The sequence below is a fragment of the Enterobacter cloacae complex sp. HYC074_NIDB genome (genome assembly GCF_056673345.1).
This window is the reverse complement of sequence record NZ_CP114214.1, coordinates 1,985,785-2,000,949: the sequence shown is the minus strand read 5'-3', so window position 1 is coordinate 2,000,949 and position 15,165 is coordinate 1,985,785. Positions and strand designations below refer to the sequence as shown.

The following is a 15,165-nucleotide window of genomic DNA, read 5'->3' as shown; positions in this document are numbered from 1 at the left end:
CCTTAGCGCTGGAACGGATAAACCGATCCCAGTTGCAGGATGGTTGATAATGCATCCAGCGCTTCGCGGCCTTCGCGCAGCAGCTGCGGATCAACCAGATCGGCCTGAACCAGACGGTCACGATAATAGCGGTCCACCCAGTCATTGAGAGTATTGAACAGCGTGTCGTTCATCATCACCGCCGGATTCACGGCCTGCAATTCCTCCGGCGTTAACACCACGCGTAGTCGCAGGCACGCCGGTCCCCCGCCGTTGGCCATACTTTCCCGAAGATCAAACACGCGCAGTTCATCAATCGGGTTATCCGCCTGCACCAGTTCGCTGAGATAGCGCCAGACGCCCTGATGGTTTCGGGACTCCTGCGGCAGCACCAGCATCATGCTGCCGTCATCCCGGCTCAGCAGCTGGCTGTTGAACAGATACGTTTCGACCGCGTCCTGCACGCTTACCGCCTGCGTGGGCACCTGAATCGGCATAAATCCCGGCACGCGTTCGCGCAGCTTGGCCAGCAACTTTTCCTGATGGGCAAACGCCTGCTCGTGGCAGAACAGTACCTGACGGTTGGAAACGGCAATGACGTCGTTATGAAACACGCCCTGGTCGATCACCTGCGGATTTTGCTGGGCAAAAATCACCTGAGAAGGATTAACCTGGTTCAGCCGCGCAACCGCCTGGCTTGCGGCTAAGGTTTGTCTCGCCGGATAACGAACCGGCGCGGCGTGGCCGCCCTCTTCCCGTCCATAGATAAACAGCTGCAAACCCGGCTCGCCATAGTCGCCGCCCAGACGGTTGTGGTTTGCCGCCCCTTCATCGCCAAACATCGCGACCTGCGGCAGCGCCGAATGTACCTCGAAATGCGCATCATGATTAAAAATGGCGCGCAGCACGCGCCCGGTGGTCTCCGCTTCGCTGGCGCGGTGGAATTTGTTGTTCAGGTTAGCAACGGTCAGATGCACTTTGCCGTCCAGCGTATCCGCCGACGGCGCAACGGTGGCGGCATTCGCCACCCACATCGAGGAGGCTGAACTGGCTGCGGAAAGCAGGTGTGGCGTCTGCGTGCCTGCTTTTTCCACCACCTGTTCATCCGTACCGCTGAACCCCAGCTGGCGCAGCACGGCCACGTTTGGGCGCTCCTGCGGCGGGATCACCGCCTGCGGGAAACCGGCATCGGACAGCGCCTTCATTTTCAATAGCCCCTGCTTCGCCGCCAGCTTCGGGTTCGAGACCTGGAAACGGTGCTTCGTCGAGGCTTCATTACCGAACGACAGCCCGGCATAGTGGTGCGTCAGCCCCACGAGGCCGTCAAAGTTAACCTCACGCGCTTTCATGGGCGTCACCCTCAGTAAAATCCAGCCCCGGATTCAACGTCTCCGGCAGCGTCAGCGCCGGGGTTTCCAGGCTTGCCATCGGCCACGCGCAGTAATCGGCGGCATACCAGGCGCTGGCGCGATGGTTGCCCGACGCCCCTACGCCACCAAACGGCGCAGTGCTCGCCGCACCGGTCAGCGGTTTGTTCCAGTTCACGATCCCGGCGCGCGCTTCCAGCAGCAGCTGGTCGAATTTCTCGCGATGCGGCGATATCAGGCCACTCGACAGGCCGTAGCGGGTATTGTTGGCCATCTCGATCGCCGACTCAAAATCGTCATAGCGCCAGACGCACAGCAGCGGGCCAAAGACCTCTTCATCCGGCACGTTGCTCGTCGCACTCATCTCAATAATCCCCGGCGTCAGCAGCGACGTGCCCGGCTGAACCAGCTTCGGCTCCAGCAGGGTTTTCGCCCCGCGCGCCACGTGCTCCTGCCACGCTTTCAGTACGTTCAGCGCCGCCTGCCCGGAGATCAGCCCGCCGATAAACGGCTGCGGCTCGGCATCCCATTTCGCGGGAGCCAGACGCGCGCTCACCTCCACCAGACGCTTCAGGAACGCATCCCCCTGCGCGCCGCGCTTAACCAGCAGGCGGCGGGCGCATGTGCAGCGCTGTCCGGCGGTAATGAACGCCGACTGAATGGTCAAGTGGACCGCGGCATCGATATCCTCCGGATCTTCCACTATCAGTGGGTTGTTGCCGCCCATCTCCAGCGCCAGAATTTTTTCCGGTTGCCCCGCCAGCTGACGATGCAGCTGATAGCCCGTTCCGGCACTGCCGGTAAACAGCAGACCGTCAATGTCACTCAGCGCACTCAGCGCCTGACCGGTTTCACGCCCGCCCTGCACCAGATTCAGCACCCCCGGCGGCAGCCCCGCCTGCTCCCAGAGTTTTACCACTGCTTCTCCGGTTAAGGGGGTTAACTCACTCGGCTTGAAGATGACAGTATTCCCCGCCAGCAGCGCAGGCACAATGTGCCCGTTCGGCAGATGCCCGGGGAAGTTATACGGGCCAAACACCGCCAGTACCCCGTGCGGACGGTGGCGCAGCGTGGCCGCGCCGTCTGGCATCTCGGTATGCTGCTCGCCGGTGCGGGTATGGTACGCCTTCACCGATATCGCAATTTTGTTGATCATCGCCGTGACTTCGGTTGTTGCCTCCCAGCGCGGCTTACTGGTTTCGCAAGCAATGATGCGGGTCAGCTCGGCTTTATTGGCCTCCAGCAGCGCAGCAAATTTCTCAACCAACGCCTGGCGCTCGGAGAATGGCCGTTTCGCCCACGCCGGAAACGCGCGGCGTGCAGCCTGACAGGCCTGCTCAACCTGCCCGGCGCTTGCGTCGTTCCCAGACCAGAGCACCTCCTGGCCGACCGGGTTAGTTTTTGTCCGCGCGTCACCTTCGCCCGTAACCCAGTCACCGTTAATCCATAGAGTCATGCTGTTTTCTCCTCAGGGCAGAGCCGCACCAGGCGAACCGTGTCGCCAGCGTTACATTTCAGGGCATCCAGTTGCGCAGCCGTCAGTACCAGACGCTCGCATGATGGGTTGGTTCGCACCAGCATGGCGCGGAAGTTGGTGTAATTCTCGTTCGAGACCAGGCAGGCTGGCCACTCGCCCGGCGCGGGCTGGCCTTCTGAAACCTCAACCAGGCGGCTTTTACGGATGGCGCGAACGCGGTCAATGTCGCATTCCAGCGTCGGGCCGCCGTCGAAGATGTCGACGTAGTTACGGTAGCGAAATCCCTCTTTCTCCAGCACCGCGCGGGCCGGGGCGGTTTGCGGGTGAACTTCGCCGATCACCGCCTGCGCTTCTGGCGTTAGGAAATGGGTATAAATAGGATGCTTCGGCATCAACTCGGCGATAAACGCCTTCTGACCGGTGCCGCACAGGTAATCCGCCCGGCTAAATTCCATGGAGAAGAAGCGTTCGCCCAGACTCTCCCAGAACGGCGAGTAGCCCGTCTCATCAATCACGCCGCGCATCTCCGCGACCACTTTTTCGTTGAAGCGGTCGCGAAAGGCGGCCATAAACATAAAGCGCGATTTGGAGAGCAGATAACCGTTGCCCTCTTTGCGCCAGTCCGGATCGAGAAACAGGGTGCAGAGTTCGCTGGCGCCGGTATGGTCATTACAGAGAAAGAGCGTCGGCAGCGCGTTGTAAACGTTCAGCTCTTTCGAGGCGTGGACCATCGTGCCGACGCGGTAGTTGTACCACGGATCATTAAGCCCGACGGCCACCTCGATAGCGCAAATCCCCGCCACGGTTCCCGTGTCGGTATCTTCCAGCACGAACACATAGCCCTGTTCGCTTTTTGGCAACGTCCCCTGCCAGGTTTGCAGGGCGCGCTCAATGCGCGCCGACAGCGTTTTTTCATCAGCAGGCAGCGAGGTCAGCCCGCCCCCTGTCTTACCGGCAAGCTGCATAAGCCCGGCGAGATCGCCGTGCGCAACGGGACGGATGACCATCATGATGACACCCCGGACTTCACCTGTTCGCAGGCCAGCGCAAAACGATCTAAGCCAGTTCTGACCTCTTCCTCGCTGACGATCAGCGCAGGGGCAAAGCGCACCACGTTAGCACCGGCAATCAGCACCATTACGCCCTGCTTTGCCGCTTCCTGTGAAATCAGCTTCGCTTTGCCGGCAAACTCAGGGGCAAGCTCACAGCCTATTAACAGCCCCAGACCGCGGATCTCTTTGAACAGGCCAGTTTTGCTGTTAATGGCCGTGAGTCGCTCAACAAACCACTGGTGACGCTGCTTCACGCCGTTCAGCACCTCAGGGGTGTTGATGATATCCAGCACCTGTCCGGCGACAGCGGTTGCCAGCGGGTTGCCGCCGTATGTGGTGCCATGAGTGCCCACGGTCATCACGCTGGCGAATTTTTCGGTGGTCAGCATCGCCCCCACCGGGAAACCGCCGCCGAGCGCTTTGGCTGTTGAGAGCACATCCGGGGTCACGCCATAGTGCATGTAGGCATACAGCTCACCCGTGCGGCCCACGCCGGTCTGGACTTCGTCAAAAATCAGGACCGCGTTATGCCGATCGCACAGCTCGCGCAGCCCTTGCAGGAACGCTTTCTGGGCGGGCATGACGCCGCCTTCCCCCTGCATGGGCTCGACAATCACCGCACAGGTGGTGTCGTCAATCAGCTCGCTGGCAGAGTGTAAATCGTTATACGCCGCATGACGGATATCCGGCGGCAGCGGCGCAAAATCCTGAGAATATGAGGGCTGACCGCCCGCACTGACGGTAAACAGCGTGCGGCCATGGAAAGCATTTTTAAAGGCTACGATGCCGCTCTTATGCGCGCCGAATTTATCGTGCGCATATTTGCGCGCCAACTTCAGCGCCGCTTCGTTCGCTTCCGCGCCGGAGTTACAGAAAAAGACTTTTTCTGCGAAGGTGGCGTCGATCAGCTTCTTCGCCAGACACAATGCCGGTTCGTTGGTATAACCGTTGCCGGTATGCCAGAATTTCGCCGCCTGGTCATTCAGCGCCTGCCGCAACGCCGGGTTTGCATGCCCCAGCGCATTCACCGCAATCCCACCTGCAAAGTCGATATACTCTTTGCCCTGCTGATCCCACAGGCGAGAGCCTTCCCCACGTACCGGAATAAAAGCCGCCGGAGCGTATACCGGCATCATCCATTCATCGAAATTTTCACGCGTAACTGACAGAGACATAGCGACCTCATCCGGTAAATAAAAGGTTGTTTAAATGTTAAATAATTGAGTGTTTGCACTGTGAATGTAGATTGCAGCGTTCGTGCCAGCCAGCGATAAAAATGCATAAATGGGTTTGGGTAACAGAATATCAATGAGTTACAATATGGAGTCATTCACTTATAATGCATAAATAGTGAATATTTTTACGACAAGCGGCGCTTTGCCGCATGAAAACAAGAAAGAGTATGCAGAGGCCAAATATAATTCTGGAATTGTGATCGCTCGCGAAATTTATCGGTCGTTTACGCCCTGTTCGAGGGCAAAACGCGCCGAAATGGTGCAAATATTGCACCGTTGGCATTATCTGTCGCAGTAATTGGGCGAAGCGGATAACAGACGACGTAAATTCTGCTACCATCCTTGCACTATTCACCTTGCATTGGCAGCGACTATGAAATTTGTCTCTTTTAATATCAACGGCCTGCGTGCCCGCCCTCACCAGCTTGAAGCGATTGTTGAGCAACATCAGCCAGATGTGATCGGCTTGCAGGAGACAAAAGTTCACGACGATATGTTCCCGCTCGAAGAGGTAGCGAAGCTGGGCTATAACGTTTTTTACCACGGTCAGAAAGGCCACTACGGCGTTGCGCTGCTGACCAAAGATACGCCGGTGTCGGTGCGCCGTGGCTTCCCGGGTGACGGTGAAGAGGCGCAGCGCCGCATCATCATGGCGGAAATTCCTTCCGCACTCGGCAATGTGACCGTCATCAACGGCTATTTCCCGCAGGGTGAAAGCCGCGATCATGAAACCAAATTCCCGGCCAAAGCGAAGTTTTATCAGGATCTGCAAAACTACCTGACAACCGAACTCAAAAAAGAAAACCCGGTGCTTATCATGGGCGACATGAATATCAGCCCGACGGATCTGGATATCGGTATTGGCGAAGAGAACCGTAAGCGCTGGCTGCGCACCGGCAAATGCTCTTTCCTGCCGGAGGAGCGCGAGTGGATGGAGCGCCTGCTGGGTTGGGGGCTGGTGGATACTTTCCGCACGGCTAACCCGGAAACGCAGGACCGTTTCTCGTGGTTTGACTACCGCTCTAAAGGCTTCGATGACAACCGGGGCCTGCGTATTGATCTGCTGCTGGCGAGCGCCCCCCTGGCCGAACGCTGCATCGAAACCGGTATCGACTATGACATCCGCAGCATGGAAAAGCCGTCCGACCATGCGCCGGTATGGGCAACGTTCAAGCTGTAAACTTCAGTGGATATTAAAAAAATCAGTCTCCTGTGCGCCCTTCTGGGCGCATTTGTTTTAATTGTTGTTTTGCTTCCTCCGGGCATGCTCTCCCTCGACACGCTAAAAATACACCAGCAAACGTTGCTCGCTCGTGTGGAGCAAGCGCCCCTTCAGAGCGCGCTGTTCTATTTTGCGGTTTACGTTCTGCTCTCCGCGCTATCGATCCCCGGAGCCGCGCTTCTGACGCTGCTCGGCGGGGCGCTTTTCAGCCTGTGGGAGGCGACGCTGTTGGTGTCATTTGCCTCGACGCTCGGCGCCACGCTTGCCATGCTCGTCAGCCGTTATCTGCTGCGCGACTGGGTGCAGCGGCGCTTTGCCGCACAGATGAATACGATCGATGCGGGGATGGATCGCGACGGCGCACGCTACCTTTTTGCCCTGCGCCTGATGCCGTTGTTCCCGTTCTTTCTGGTCAATTTGCTGATGGGGCTAACCCGTCTCAGGGTGCGTCACTACTGGTGGGTCAGCCAGCTTGCGATGCTACCTGCCACCGTCATTTATCTGAACGCCGGACGCGAGCTGGGAAAACTTACCTCGCTGCGCGATATTCTGTCGCCGGGACTGCTGTTCGCCTTTACACTGTTAGGGTTATTACCGCTGGTCACTCGCTGGCTGTTTTCCCGTTACATCCCTTCGATTAAAAAGTGAGGCATTATGCGCCGGGTGCGTTTTTGCGCGTTTCTGACGAGTCTGCTGCTGGCAACCTCTGCCTTCGCCGCAGAGAGCTGGCAATCCATTCAGCAACAGGCCACCGGGCAGACCGTCTGGTTTAACGCCTGGGGCGGTGATGAGGCCGTTAACCGCTACCTCGACTGGGTGAGCGGCGAGATGAAAACGCACTACGCCATCAACCTGAAGATCGTTCATCTGGCCGATGCCGCCGACGCGGTGAAGCGGATCCAGACGGAACATGCCGCAGGACGTAGCAGTAACGGGTCGGTGGATCTGCTCTGGGTAAACGGGGAAAACTTCCGCAACCTGAAAGCGGCAAACCTGCTGCTCACCGGCTGGGCGCAAACCCTGCCCAACTGGCGCTACGTCGATACCCGTAAACCGGTAACGGAAGATTTTGCCATCCCGACCGATGGGGCAGAATCCCCGTGGGGCGGCGCGCAATTAACCTTTATCGCCCGTAAAGCGAGTACGCCGACACCACCGGCAGATCCCCACGCGCTGCTGGTATACGCCCGACAGCACACTGGCAAGGTGAGCTATCCGCGACCGCCGGATTTTACCGGCACGGCGTTTCTTGAGCAGCTACTGCTGGCGCTGACCGCCCATCCGGAGGCGTTAAAAAACGCGCCAGACAGTACCTTTGCGCAGGTCACCGCGCCGCTGTGGGATTACCTTGATACGCTGCACCCCCTGCTGTGGCGCGAAGGAAACGATTTTCCTCCGTCGCCTGCGCGCATGGATACGCTGCTGGCCAGCGGCAGTCTGAACCTGTCGCTCACCTTTAACCCCGCCCATGCGATGCAAAAGGTGGCGAGCGGTGAACTGCCTGCCGACAGCTACAGTTTCGGCTTTCTCAAAGGCATGATCGGCAACGTCCATTTTGTCGCCATCCCGGCAAACGCCAGCGCGAGCGCAGGTGCGAAAGTGGTGGCGAATTTCCTGCTGTCACCACAGGCGCAGATCCGCAAAGCTAATCCTGCCGTCTGGGGTGACCCGAGCGTGCTGGATGGCGAAAAACTGCCTGCGAAAGCGGCAAAACAGCTTCGCGCCTTTACCCCATCAAGCACGCCTGATGTGCTTCCCGAACCGCACGCCGCCTGGGTTAACGCCCTGGAGCAGGAATGGCTTCGCCGCTACGGAACCCGCTAAGCGGGCTGGTCTGGGCGGCAATGGCGGTCATCTATCTGCCCCTGCTTCCCGCCAGCGGCATGCTGCTGGCCCCGGCGTTTTCTCCCGGCAACTGGGCGACGCTGTTTGCCGACCCGCAGCTGCCGCAGGCGCTGGCCGCCACGCTGGTGTCAGCGCTTATCGCGACGCTGGGCTCACTGTTTATCGCCCTGACCCTGCTTGCGCTTCTCTGGCCGGGTGAAGGCTGGCAGCGCCTGAGCACCCGTTTGCCATGGCTGTTAGCCGTGCCGCACGTCGCCTTCGCCACCAGCGCGCTGCTGCTGTTTGCGGAAGGGGGGCAGTTTTACCGGATCTGTACAGTCTGTTCGCCGCAGCTTGACCGCTACGGTATCGGGCTTGGCCTGACGCTTGCGGTCAAAGAGAGCGCGTTCGTTCTGTGGGCAATCTACGCCGCGCTGCCTGAAAAGCGCCTCGCACAGCAGAAAATTGTCCTGCATACCTTCGGCTACGGACGAATGCAGGCGCTCTACTGGCTCGTCCTCCCGGCAATCGCCCCCGCGCTGGGCGCCGTGATGCTGGCGGTGCTCGCCTGGTCCCTTTCCGTGGTGGATGTGGCGATCGTGCTCGGGCCGGGCAACCCGCCTACGCTGGCGGTGCTGGCCTGGCAGTGGCTCACCCAGGGCGATGCGCAGCAGCAAACCAAGGGAACGCTGCTGTGTCTGGTGTTGCTCCTGCTGCTGGCGGCGCTTGCCGCGGTGGGATACGGCTTCTGGACGGCATGGCGGCGCGCCCAGCCTGCCCCCTCCGGGGTACGTCGCGCTTCGCATAGCGCGCTGCCCGCACGGACGCTGGGCGGGTTACTGCCGCTGTGCGGCGTGCTCTGTGCGCTGGTTCTGCTGATGCTGGCACGCCGGGACGACATCGGCCCCGTCAGCGACAGCCTTTCACTGGGACTGCTGTCCAGCCTGACAGCGCTGGCCATCCTCATGATCTGGCTTGAGTGGGGACCCCAGCGCGGCGCGGTGTGGATCTGGCTGCCGCTTGCCCTCCCGGCGCTGCCCCTCGTGTCCGGGCAGTATGCCGTGGCGCTGTGGCTGGGCATCGACGGCCAGTACGCTGCGGTGCTCTGGAGCCATATGCTCTGGGTCCTCCCGTGGATGCTCCTGGTGCTGCAACCGGCCTGGCGCCGGCTCGATCCCCGGCTTATCCTCACTGCCAGAACGCTGGGCTGGCGGCGGGCGAAAATTTTCTGGCTAGTGAAATGCCCATTGATGGTTCGTCCGGCCCTGCTGGCCTTTGCCACCGGCTTTTCCGTGAGCATGGCCCAGTACATGCCTACCCTCTGGCTGGGGGCGGGACGTTTCACCACCGTGACGACGGAGGCGGTCGCCCTCAGCAGCGGCGGCAGCATTCCGATCCTCGCCAGCCGGGCGCTGGGTCTGTTGTTGTTGACCAGCAGCGTATTTGCCCTTGCCGCGCTGCTCTCCCGGCTCGTGGGCCGTCACAGACAAGGATTACGTTAATGCTGACCGTGAAAAATCTCACCATTGCGCCGCTCCTACATGAGGTCAACTTCCGCGTCCCGGCGGGGGAGATCGTCACGCTGATGGGGCCCTCCGGGAGTGGGAAATCGAGCCTTTTCGCCTGGATGGTGGGGGCGTTATCCGCTGATTTTAAGGCGCACGGCGAGCTGTGGCTGAACGATCGTCGCTGCGATATGGTCCCCGTGGAAACGCGCGGGATCGGCATTCTGTTTCAGGATGCCCTGTTGTTTGACGCCTTCAGCGTGGGGCAAAACCTGATGCTGGCGCTGCCGGCGCACATCGTCGGGCGCGCCCGCCGCAACGCGGTCGAGCAGGCCCTGGAGACTGCCGGGCTGGCAAACCACTACACCAGCGATCCGGCGACCCTTTCCGGCGGCGAGCGCGCCAGGGTCAGCCTGTTGCGCGCCCTTCTCGCCCAGCCGCAGGCATTGCTGCTCGACGAGCCGTTCAGTCGACTGGATAAAACGCTGCGCGCCTCATTCCGGGCGTGGGTATTCGAGGTCACTCGCCAGCGCAGGATCCCGGTGGTGCTGGTCACGCATGATGAGGACGATATTCCGCCCGGCGGCGAGGTGATTGAGATTTCTCGCTGGCAATAATGTGCTAACGCAATGTTTTTGGCTTCAGGAGAGACGACAATGCCCCCCTCTTTTAATGACGTCAGGTTTTTCGATGAAACGTGTTTCTCAACTGACCGCGCTGGCCCTGATCTGCGGCCTCGCCTCACTCTCCTCCACGGCGGCTGATATGCCCCACTCCCTCACGCTGGCTCAGCTTCAGACGCAAAACGGCGCGGTAATTGATACGCGCATCAGTGCGTTCTATAACGGCTGGCCGCAGACCCTGAGCGGAACGTCCGGGCACGAGCCCGCCGCACTTAATCTCTCTGCCAGCTGGCTTGGGGCAATGAGCGATGAACAGCTCAGCGGCTGGGCAAAACAGCATCGGCTTACGCCAGACATGCCGGTTGCGCTCTATGGCAACGATAATGACAACCAGACCGTCAAAACACGGCTGGAGAAAGCGGGCTTTACCCACGTCTCCACCCTGAGCGATGCCCTGCAACAATCCGACCGTCTGCAACGTCTGGCGCATTTCGAACAGCTGGTTTATTCGCAGTGGATCCACCAGTTGCAGCAGGGCAAACCCGTTACCGCCGCACCAGCCGGAGAGTGGAAGGTGATCGAGGCTGGCTGGGGTGCGCCGAAGCTTTATCTCCTGAGCCACATTCCCGACGCGGGCTATATCGACACCAATGAAGTGGAAAGCGAACCGCTGTGGAATAAGGTCTCTGACGAAAAGCTGAAAGCGATGCTGGCGAAGCACGGGATCCGTCACGATACCACCGTCATTCTGTACGGTCGCGACGTGTATGCCGCCGCGCGCGTGGCGCAGATCATGCTCTACGCGGGCGTGAAGGATGTACGGATTCTGGATGGCGGCTGGAAGGCGTGGTCCGACGCCAGCCTGCCCGTTGAGCGCGGAACGCCTGCAAACGTGAAGCCAGCCCCTGATTTTGGCGCGCCGATCCCGGGCCAGCCGCAGCTGATGGTGGATATGGAGCAGGCCCGGGGAATGCTGCACCGTCAGGACGCGTCGCTGGTGAGCATTCGTTCCTGGCCAGAGTTTATCGGTGAAACCAGCGGCTACAGCTATATCAAGCCAAAAGGTGAAATTGCCGGTGCGCGTTGGGGCCATGCGGGCAGCGACGCGACCCACATGGAAGATTTCCACAATCCGGATGGCACCATGCGCAGCGCCGATGATATTGCCGCCATGTGGAAAACGTGGAATATCCTGCCGGAGCAGCACGTTGCGTTTTACTGTGGTACCGGCTGGCGCGCGTCTGAAGCCTTTATGTACGCCCGCGCCATGGGCTGGCAGAACGTTGCCGTCTACGACGGCGGCTGGTACGAATGGAGCAGCCATCCGCAGAACCCGGTCTCCACCGGCGAGCGCGGACCGGAGAGCGCACGCTAGCGGGTAAGTGACTTCAGCGTGATATAACCGCTCCAGATGCGCGTTGTGGTGGTCAGCCAGCACAACGCGCCAAACGCCCAGGCAAAGAGCGCGAAATGCGCCGGAAACAGGCAGCACAGCGCAAACAGCGCGATGGTCTCCGTTCCTTCCGTTAATCCTCCAATGTAATAAAGCGACTTGTGCGCGTAGCCGGGGTTGTCGATATCATGCTTCCCCGCCAGCGCGGCAAAGGCCAGGAAGCTGCTGCCCGTCCCCATAAACGCGAACAGCAGCCAGGCGGCGGCAATCGCATTGTCAGCCGGAGCGGCCAGCGCAAAGCCAAACGGCACCAGGGCGTAAAACAGGAAGTCGAGGGCGATATCAAGAAATCCTCCCGCGTCCGTCAGGCCCCGGCGACGCGCCAGCGCGCCGTCCAGACCATCCAGCAGCCGGTTCAGCACAATGGCGATCAGCGCCGCCGGATACCAGCCCAGCGCCAGAAAAGGTAACGCCAGCACGCCAATCGCAAACCCGGCGAGCGTTAAGCCATCAGGCGTGATAAACGGTTTATCCAGCGCGGCGGCCAGCTGATTTAACCCGGGTTTCAGCCGGGGGTGCAGATGTTTATCCAGCATGTGGTTTACCTTTAAACGTGGCGCACAGCCCCTGAGTCGGGATATCCAGCGCGGCGTTAAAGCGGGCGGAAAGATTCTGAAAGGCAATCAGAGCCGTCATTTCGGTGATGGTCTCTTCCGTAAAGTGGCGCTTCAGCAGGCTTTTGATATTTTCATCCACCTCAGGCGGCGTGGCGGTGACCGCTTCCGCATAGGCCAGCGCCGCGCGCTCCTCTTCGCTGAACAGGGTGGAATTTTGCCAGTCGCTGACGGCCTGCACTTTATCCAGCGCCCCGCTCCGCTCGGCCAGACGCAGGCTGTTGGCATCAATACAAAATGCGCAGTGGCAGATCTGCGAGACCCGCGTCATTAGTAGCGATCGCTGAACCGGGGTCAAACGCGCCTTGCGCCGCTCCAGATAGCCGACAAACAGCGCCACCAGCCAGAAAAGACGCGGCATACGACCCCACCAGCGAGTGGGGTTCAGCACCGCGCCGAAGTGTTTTTTCTGCATGGCGGCGATGGGGCTAAGGCTGACGGGAAGGGTTTCCATGGGCGCAACCCAGGCGGATATCTCTTTCACCTGATTCTCCTGATGACTGGACTCTTTGGAAGGGCACGATAATATGTCGTTTTTCGCTATTAATTATTGACGAACATGCTGAAAACACTCGATGTGGTTGCGGCCATCCTCGAAAATGAGGGCAAGATTTTGCTGGCGCAGCGTCCCGAACATGCCGATCAGCCAGGAATGTGGGAATTTGCGGGCGGGAAGGTTGAAGCCGGTGAGACCCAGCCGGAAGCGCTGATCCGCGAACTGCGCGAAGAGCTCGGCATTGAGGCCGTGCCCGCGCAGTATGTGGCAAGCCACCAGCGGGAGGTGTCGCAGCGGCTGATTCACCTCCACGCCTGGCATGTGCCTGAATTTAGCGGTGAGCTGAAGGCGCATTATCACTCGGCGCTGGTATGGTGTACGCCAGAAGACGCGTTCACGTATGATTTAGCCCCGGCGGATATACCGCTGCTGGAAGCGTTTATTCTTTTACGCGACGCCAGACCAGCGGGTTTGTACTGAGGGTGCGTTCATCACGCTGGCACTGCAACAGCACGCCATCCGCCCTGACCACTGCGCCTTCGGAATAGTTTTGATCCTGATAGATACAGCACTGATTACACGGCTGCGCACGCTGGCCGCCAGCGCTAAAGACCTCTGGCGGCACGTTAACCTCGACATCCGGGCGAATGCGATCAGCCTGTGCCCCGGCGGACACCATCAAACATAACGCGGCCATTGCGTAACGGTTCATAGACTTTGTTTCCTTTGCATCGTTTATATCTATAACGGTCGATCCGGACGGGATCTTTAATGTATCTCGTCATCGCTTTTAGTTATGACGCGCGCCCTGTCATTAATTTCCCTTGCAGCATAAATTTCTGCTTGCCTCTCAAAGCGGTGCGGGTGGTATAGTCAAAAAAACGACACAAAACATCTCCGCCACACGCATAAATTATTATAAGAGGTTCTTATATCTATGGATCAGACACGCTCTCTGGAAAGCTTTCTTGCCCATGTTCAGCAGCGCGACCCGCATCAAAGCGAGTTTGCCCAGGCCGTTCGTGAAGTCATGACCACCCTGTGGCCCTTCCTTGAGGAAAATCCGCGCTACCGCCAGATGGCGCTGCTTGAACGTCTGGTAGAGCCAGAGCGCGTCATCCAGTTCCGCGTGGCGTGGGTGGACGATCGCAATCAGGTGCAGGTCAACCGCGCATGGCGCGTGCAGTTTAACTCCGCCATTGGGCCGTTTAAGGGCGGGATGCGCTTCCATCCTTCGGTGAACCTGTCGATTCTGAAGTTCCTCGGCTTCGAGCAGACCTTTAAAAATGCGCTCACTACCCTGCCGATGGGCGGCGGTAAAGGCGGGAGTGATTTCGATCCGAAAGGCAAGAGCGAAGGCGAAGTGATGCGCTTCTGCCAGGCGCTGGTCACTGAACTCTATCGCCACCTTGGGCCCGACACCGACGTTCCCGCCGGAGATATCGGCGTGGGGGGGCGTGAAGTGGGCTTTATGGCCGGGATGATGAAAAAGCTCTCCAACAACAGCGCCTGCGTCTTTACCGGCAAAGGTCTGTCGTTTGGCGGTAGCCTGATTCGCCCGGAAGCGACGGGTTACGGTCTGGTCTATTTCACTGAAGCGATGCTTAAGCGTCACGGGCTGAGCTTCGAGGGGATGCGCGTGGCGGTCTCCGGCTCCGGCAACGTGGCGCAGTACGCTATCGAGAAAGCGATGGCGTTTGGCGCGCGCGTGGTTACCGCCTCCGACTCCAGCGGCACCGTAGTGGATGAAGCTGGCTTTACGGCAGAAAAACTGGCGCGTCTGTGTGAAATCAAAGCCAGCCGTGACGGTCGGGTAGCGGATTATGCCCGTGAGTTTGGCCTGACCTATCTGGAAGGTAAACAGCCGTGGGGCGTGCCGGTGGATATCGCCCTGCCGTGCGCGACGCAAAACGAACTGGACGTGGATGCCGCCCGGACGCTGATTAGCAATGGCGTGAAAGCGGTAGCGGAAGGGGCAAATATGCCCACCACCATTGAAGCGACCGATCTGTTCCTGGACGCGGGCGTACTCTTTGCACCAGGCAAGGCGGCGAACGCTGGCGGCGTGGCCACCTCCGGCCTCGAGATGGCGCAAAACGCCGCGCGTCTCGGCTGGAAGGCGGAGAAAGTGGATGCGCGCCTGCACCACATCATGCTGGATATTCACCATGCCTGCGTGGAGTACGGCGGGGAGGCATCGCAAACCAACTACGTGCGCGGGGCGAATATCGCCGGGTTCGTGAAGGTGGCGGATGCGATGATTGGGCAGGGTGTGATTTAAGGTTTATATCGTGCGGCCGGGTGCCCTCACCCCGGCC

The 15,165-nt window shown here is 59.8% G+C and carries 15 protein-coding genes; 8 read left to right on the top strand and 7 right to left on the bottom strand.

The window, feature by feature from the left end; translation table 11 throughout:
• Positions 1-2: 2 nt before the first annotated feature.
• From astB to astC, 4 genes are read right to left on the bottom strand one after another with little or no spacing between them, the layout of a single operon-like run.
• Entirely contained in the window at positions 3-1,328 is a 1,326-nt protein-coding gene (astB, locus tag O1724_RS09880; RefSeq protein WP_126296636.1) for an N-succinylarginine dihydrolase, read from the bottom strand.
• Complete coding sequence (gene astD / locus O1724_RS09875) at positions 1,315-2,802, bottom strand: succinylglutamate-semialdehyde dehydrogenase (protein ID WP_059294584.1); 1,488 nt, start codon at positions 2,800-2,802, stop codon at positions 1,315-1,317. Before astD ends, astB begins: the two co-directional genes overlap by 14 nt.
• Complete coding sequence (gene astA / locus O1724_RS09870; protein WP_022650887.1) at positions 2,799-3,833, bottom strand: arginine N-succinyltransferase; 1,035 nt, start codon at positions 3,831-3,833, stop codon at positions 2,799-2,801. The genes astD and astA overlap by 4 nt, the downstream gene beginning before the upstream one ends.
• Positions 3,830-5,050 carry a succinylornithine/acetylornithine transaminase gene (gene astC, locus O1724_RS09865; RefSeq protein WP_059294585.1) on the bottom strand — a complete coding sequence of 407 codons (1,221 nt, stop codon included), beginning with the start codon at positions 5,048-5,050 and terminating at the stop codon, positions 3,830-3,832. The genes astA and astC overlap by 4 nt, the downstream gene beginning before the upstream one ends.
• 433 nt (positions 5,051-5,483) lie before the next feature.
• Here astC and xthA point away from each other — a divergent pair, with 433 nt between their 5' ends.
• The 6 genes from xthA (at position 5,484) to O1724_RS09835 (ending at position 11,659) form a co-directional block, all read left to right on the top strand.
• Positions 5,484-6,290, top strand: a complete 807-nt coding sequence (xthA, locus tag O1724_RS09860; protein ID WP_022650885.1) for an exodeoxyribonuclease III — start codon at positions 5,484-5,486, stop codon at positions 6,288-6,290.
• 6 nt (positions 6,291-6,296) lie between these two features.
• Positions 6,297-6,980 carry a TVP38/TMEM64 family protein gene (locus O1724_RS09855; protein ID WP_059294586.1) on the top strand — a complete coding sequence of 228 codons (684 nt, stop codon included), beginning with the start codon at positions 6,297-6,299 and terminating at the stop codon, positions 6,978-6,980.
• 6 nt (positions 6,981-6,986) lie between these two features.
• Entirely contained in the window at positions 6,987-8,156 is a 1,170-nt protein-coding gene (locus O1724_RS09850) for an ABC transporter substrate-binding protein (protein ID WP_126296637.1), read from the top strand.
• On the top strand, positions 8,129-9,658 hold the full coding sequence (locus O1724_RS09845) for an ABC transporter permease family protein (RefSeq protein WP_126296638.1): 1,530 nt from the start codon (positions 8,129-8,131) through the stop codon (positions 9,656-9,658). Before O1724_RS09850 ends, O1724_RS09845 begins: the two co-directional genes overlap by 28 nt.
• Positions 9,658-10,278 (top strand): ATP-binding cassette domain-containing protein, encoded by a 621-nt coding sequence (locus O1724_RS09840; RefSeq protein ID WP_063979138.1) that lies wholly within the window; start codon positions 9,658-9,660, stop codon positions 10,276-10,278. The genes O1724_RS09845 and O1724_RS09840 overlap by 1 nt, the downstream gene beginning before the upstream one ends.
• Before the next feature lie 73 nt (positions 10,279-10,351).
• Complete coding sequence (locus O1724_RS09835; protein WP_126296639.1) at positions 10,352-11,659, top strand: sulfurtransferase; 1,308 nt, start codon at positions 10,352-10,354, stop codon at positions 11,657-11,659.
• Here the strand turns inward: O1724_RS09835 and O1724_RS09830 are convergent.
• Both O1724_RS09830 and O1724_RS09825 read right to left on the bottom strand, forming a co-directional pair.
• Positions 11,656-12,273: a CDP-alcohol phosphatidyltransferase family protein gene (locus O1724_RS09830; protein WP_048208849.1), complete on the bottom strand. Its 618-nt coding sequence runs from the start codon at positions 12,271-12,273 to the stop codon at positions 11,656-11,658. The genes O1724_RS09835 and O1724_RS09830 overlap by 4 nt on opposite strands.
• Entirely contained in the window at positions 12,263-12,835 is a 573-nt protein-coding gene (locus O1724_RS09825; RefSeq protein ID WP_126296640.1) for a carboxymuconolactone decarboxylase family protein, read from the bottom strand. Before O1724_RS09825 ends, O1724_RS09830 begins: the two co-directional genes overlap by 11 nt.
• Before the next feature lie 75 nt (positions 12,836-12,910).
• Between O1724_RS09825 and O1724_RS09820 the strand changes: the two genes are divergently transcribed.
• Positions 12,911-13,327 carry a pyrimidine (deoxy)nucleoside triphosphate diphosphatase gene (locus O1724_RS09820; RefSeq protein ID WP_045346455.1) on the top strand — a complete coding sequence of 139 codons (417 nt, stop codon included), beginning with the start codon at positions 12,911-12,913 and terminating at the stop codon, positions 13,325-13,327.
• Here O1724_RS09820 and O1724_RS09815 read toward each other — a convergent pair.
• Positions 13,287-13,559: a YnjH family protein gene (locus O1724_RS09815; protein WP_003857857.1), complete on the bottom strand. Its 273-nt coding sequence runs from the start codon at positions 13,557-13,559 to the stop codon at positions 13,287-13,289. The genes O1724_RS09820 and O1724_RS09815 overlap by 41 nt on opposite strands.
• Before the next feature lie 225 nt (positions 13,560-13,784).
• Between O1724_RS09815 and gdhA the strand changes: the two genes are divergently transcribed.
• The gene (gdhA, locus tag O1724_RS09810; RefSeq protein ID WP_126296641.1) at positions 13,785-15,128 is read left to right on the top strand and encodes an NADP-specific glutamate dehydrogenase; all 1,344 of its coding nucleotides are present in this window, start codon (positions 13,785-13,787) and stop codon (positions 15,126-15,128) included.
• Positions 15,129-15,165 lie beyond the last annotated feature (37 nt).

What these genes read in the sequence shown, in the direction of transcription:
- O1724_RS09830 (WP_048208849.1), bottom strand. Translation starts at nt 12,273, where the DNA reads ATGCTGGATAAACATCTGCACCCCCGGCTGAAACCCGGGTTAAATCAG.
- astD (WP_059294584.1), bottom strand. Translation starts at nt 2,802, where the DNA reads ATGACTCTATGGATTAACGGTGACTGGGTTACGGGCGAAGGTGACGCG.
- astA (WP_022650887.1), bottom strand. Translation starts at nt 3,833, where the DNA reads ATGATGGTCATCCGTCCCGTTGCGCACGGCGATCTCGCCGGGCTTATG.
- gdhA (WP_126296641.1), top strand. Translation starts at nt 13,785, where the DNA reads ATGGATCAGACACGCTCTCTGGAAAGCTTTCTTGCCCATGTTCAGCAG.
- O1724_RS09815 (WP_003857857.1), bottom strand. Translation starts at nt 13,559, where the DNA reads ATGAACCGTTACGCAATGGCCGCGTTATGTTTGATGGTGTCCGCCGGG.
- O1724_RS09840 (WP_063979138.1), top strand. Translation starts at nt 9,658, where the DNA reads ATGCTGACCGTGAAAAATCTCACCATTGCGCCGCTCCTACATGAGGTC.
- O1724_RS09850 (WP_126296637.1), top strand. Translation starts at nt 6,987, where the DNA reads ATGCGCCGGGTGCGTTTTTGCGCGTTTCTGACGAGTCTGCTGCTGGCA.
- O1724_RS09845 (WP_126296638.1), top strand. Translation starts at nt 8,129, where the DNA reads ATGGCTTCGCCGCTACGGAACCCGCTAAGCGGGCTGGTCTGGGCGGCA.
- xthA (WP_022650885.1), top strand. Translation starts at nt 5,484, where the DNA reads ATGAAATTTGTCTCTTTTAATATCAACGGCCTGCGTGCCCGCCCTCAC.
- astC (WP_059294585.1), bottom strand. Translation starts at nt 5,050, where the DNA reads ATGTCTCTGTCAGTTACGCGTGAAAATTTCGATGAATGGATGATGCCG.
- O1724_RS09835 (WP_126296639.1), top strand. Translation starts at nt 10,352, where the DNA reads ATGAAACGTGTTTCTCAACTGACCGCGCTGGCCCTGATCTGCGGCCTC.
- astB (WP_126296636.1), bottom strand. Translation starts at nt 1,328, where the DNA reads ATGAAAGCGCGTGAGGTTAACTTTGACGGCCTCGTGGGGCTGACGCAC.
- O1724_RS09820 (WP_045346455.1), top strand. Translation starts at nt 12,911, where the DNA reads ATGCTGAAAACACTCGATGTGGTTGCGGCCATCCTCGAAAATGAGGGC.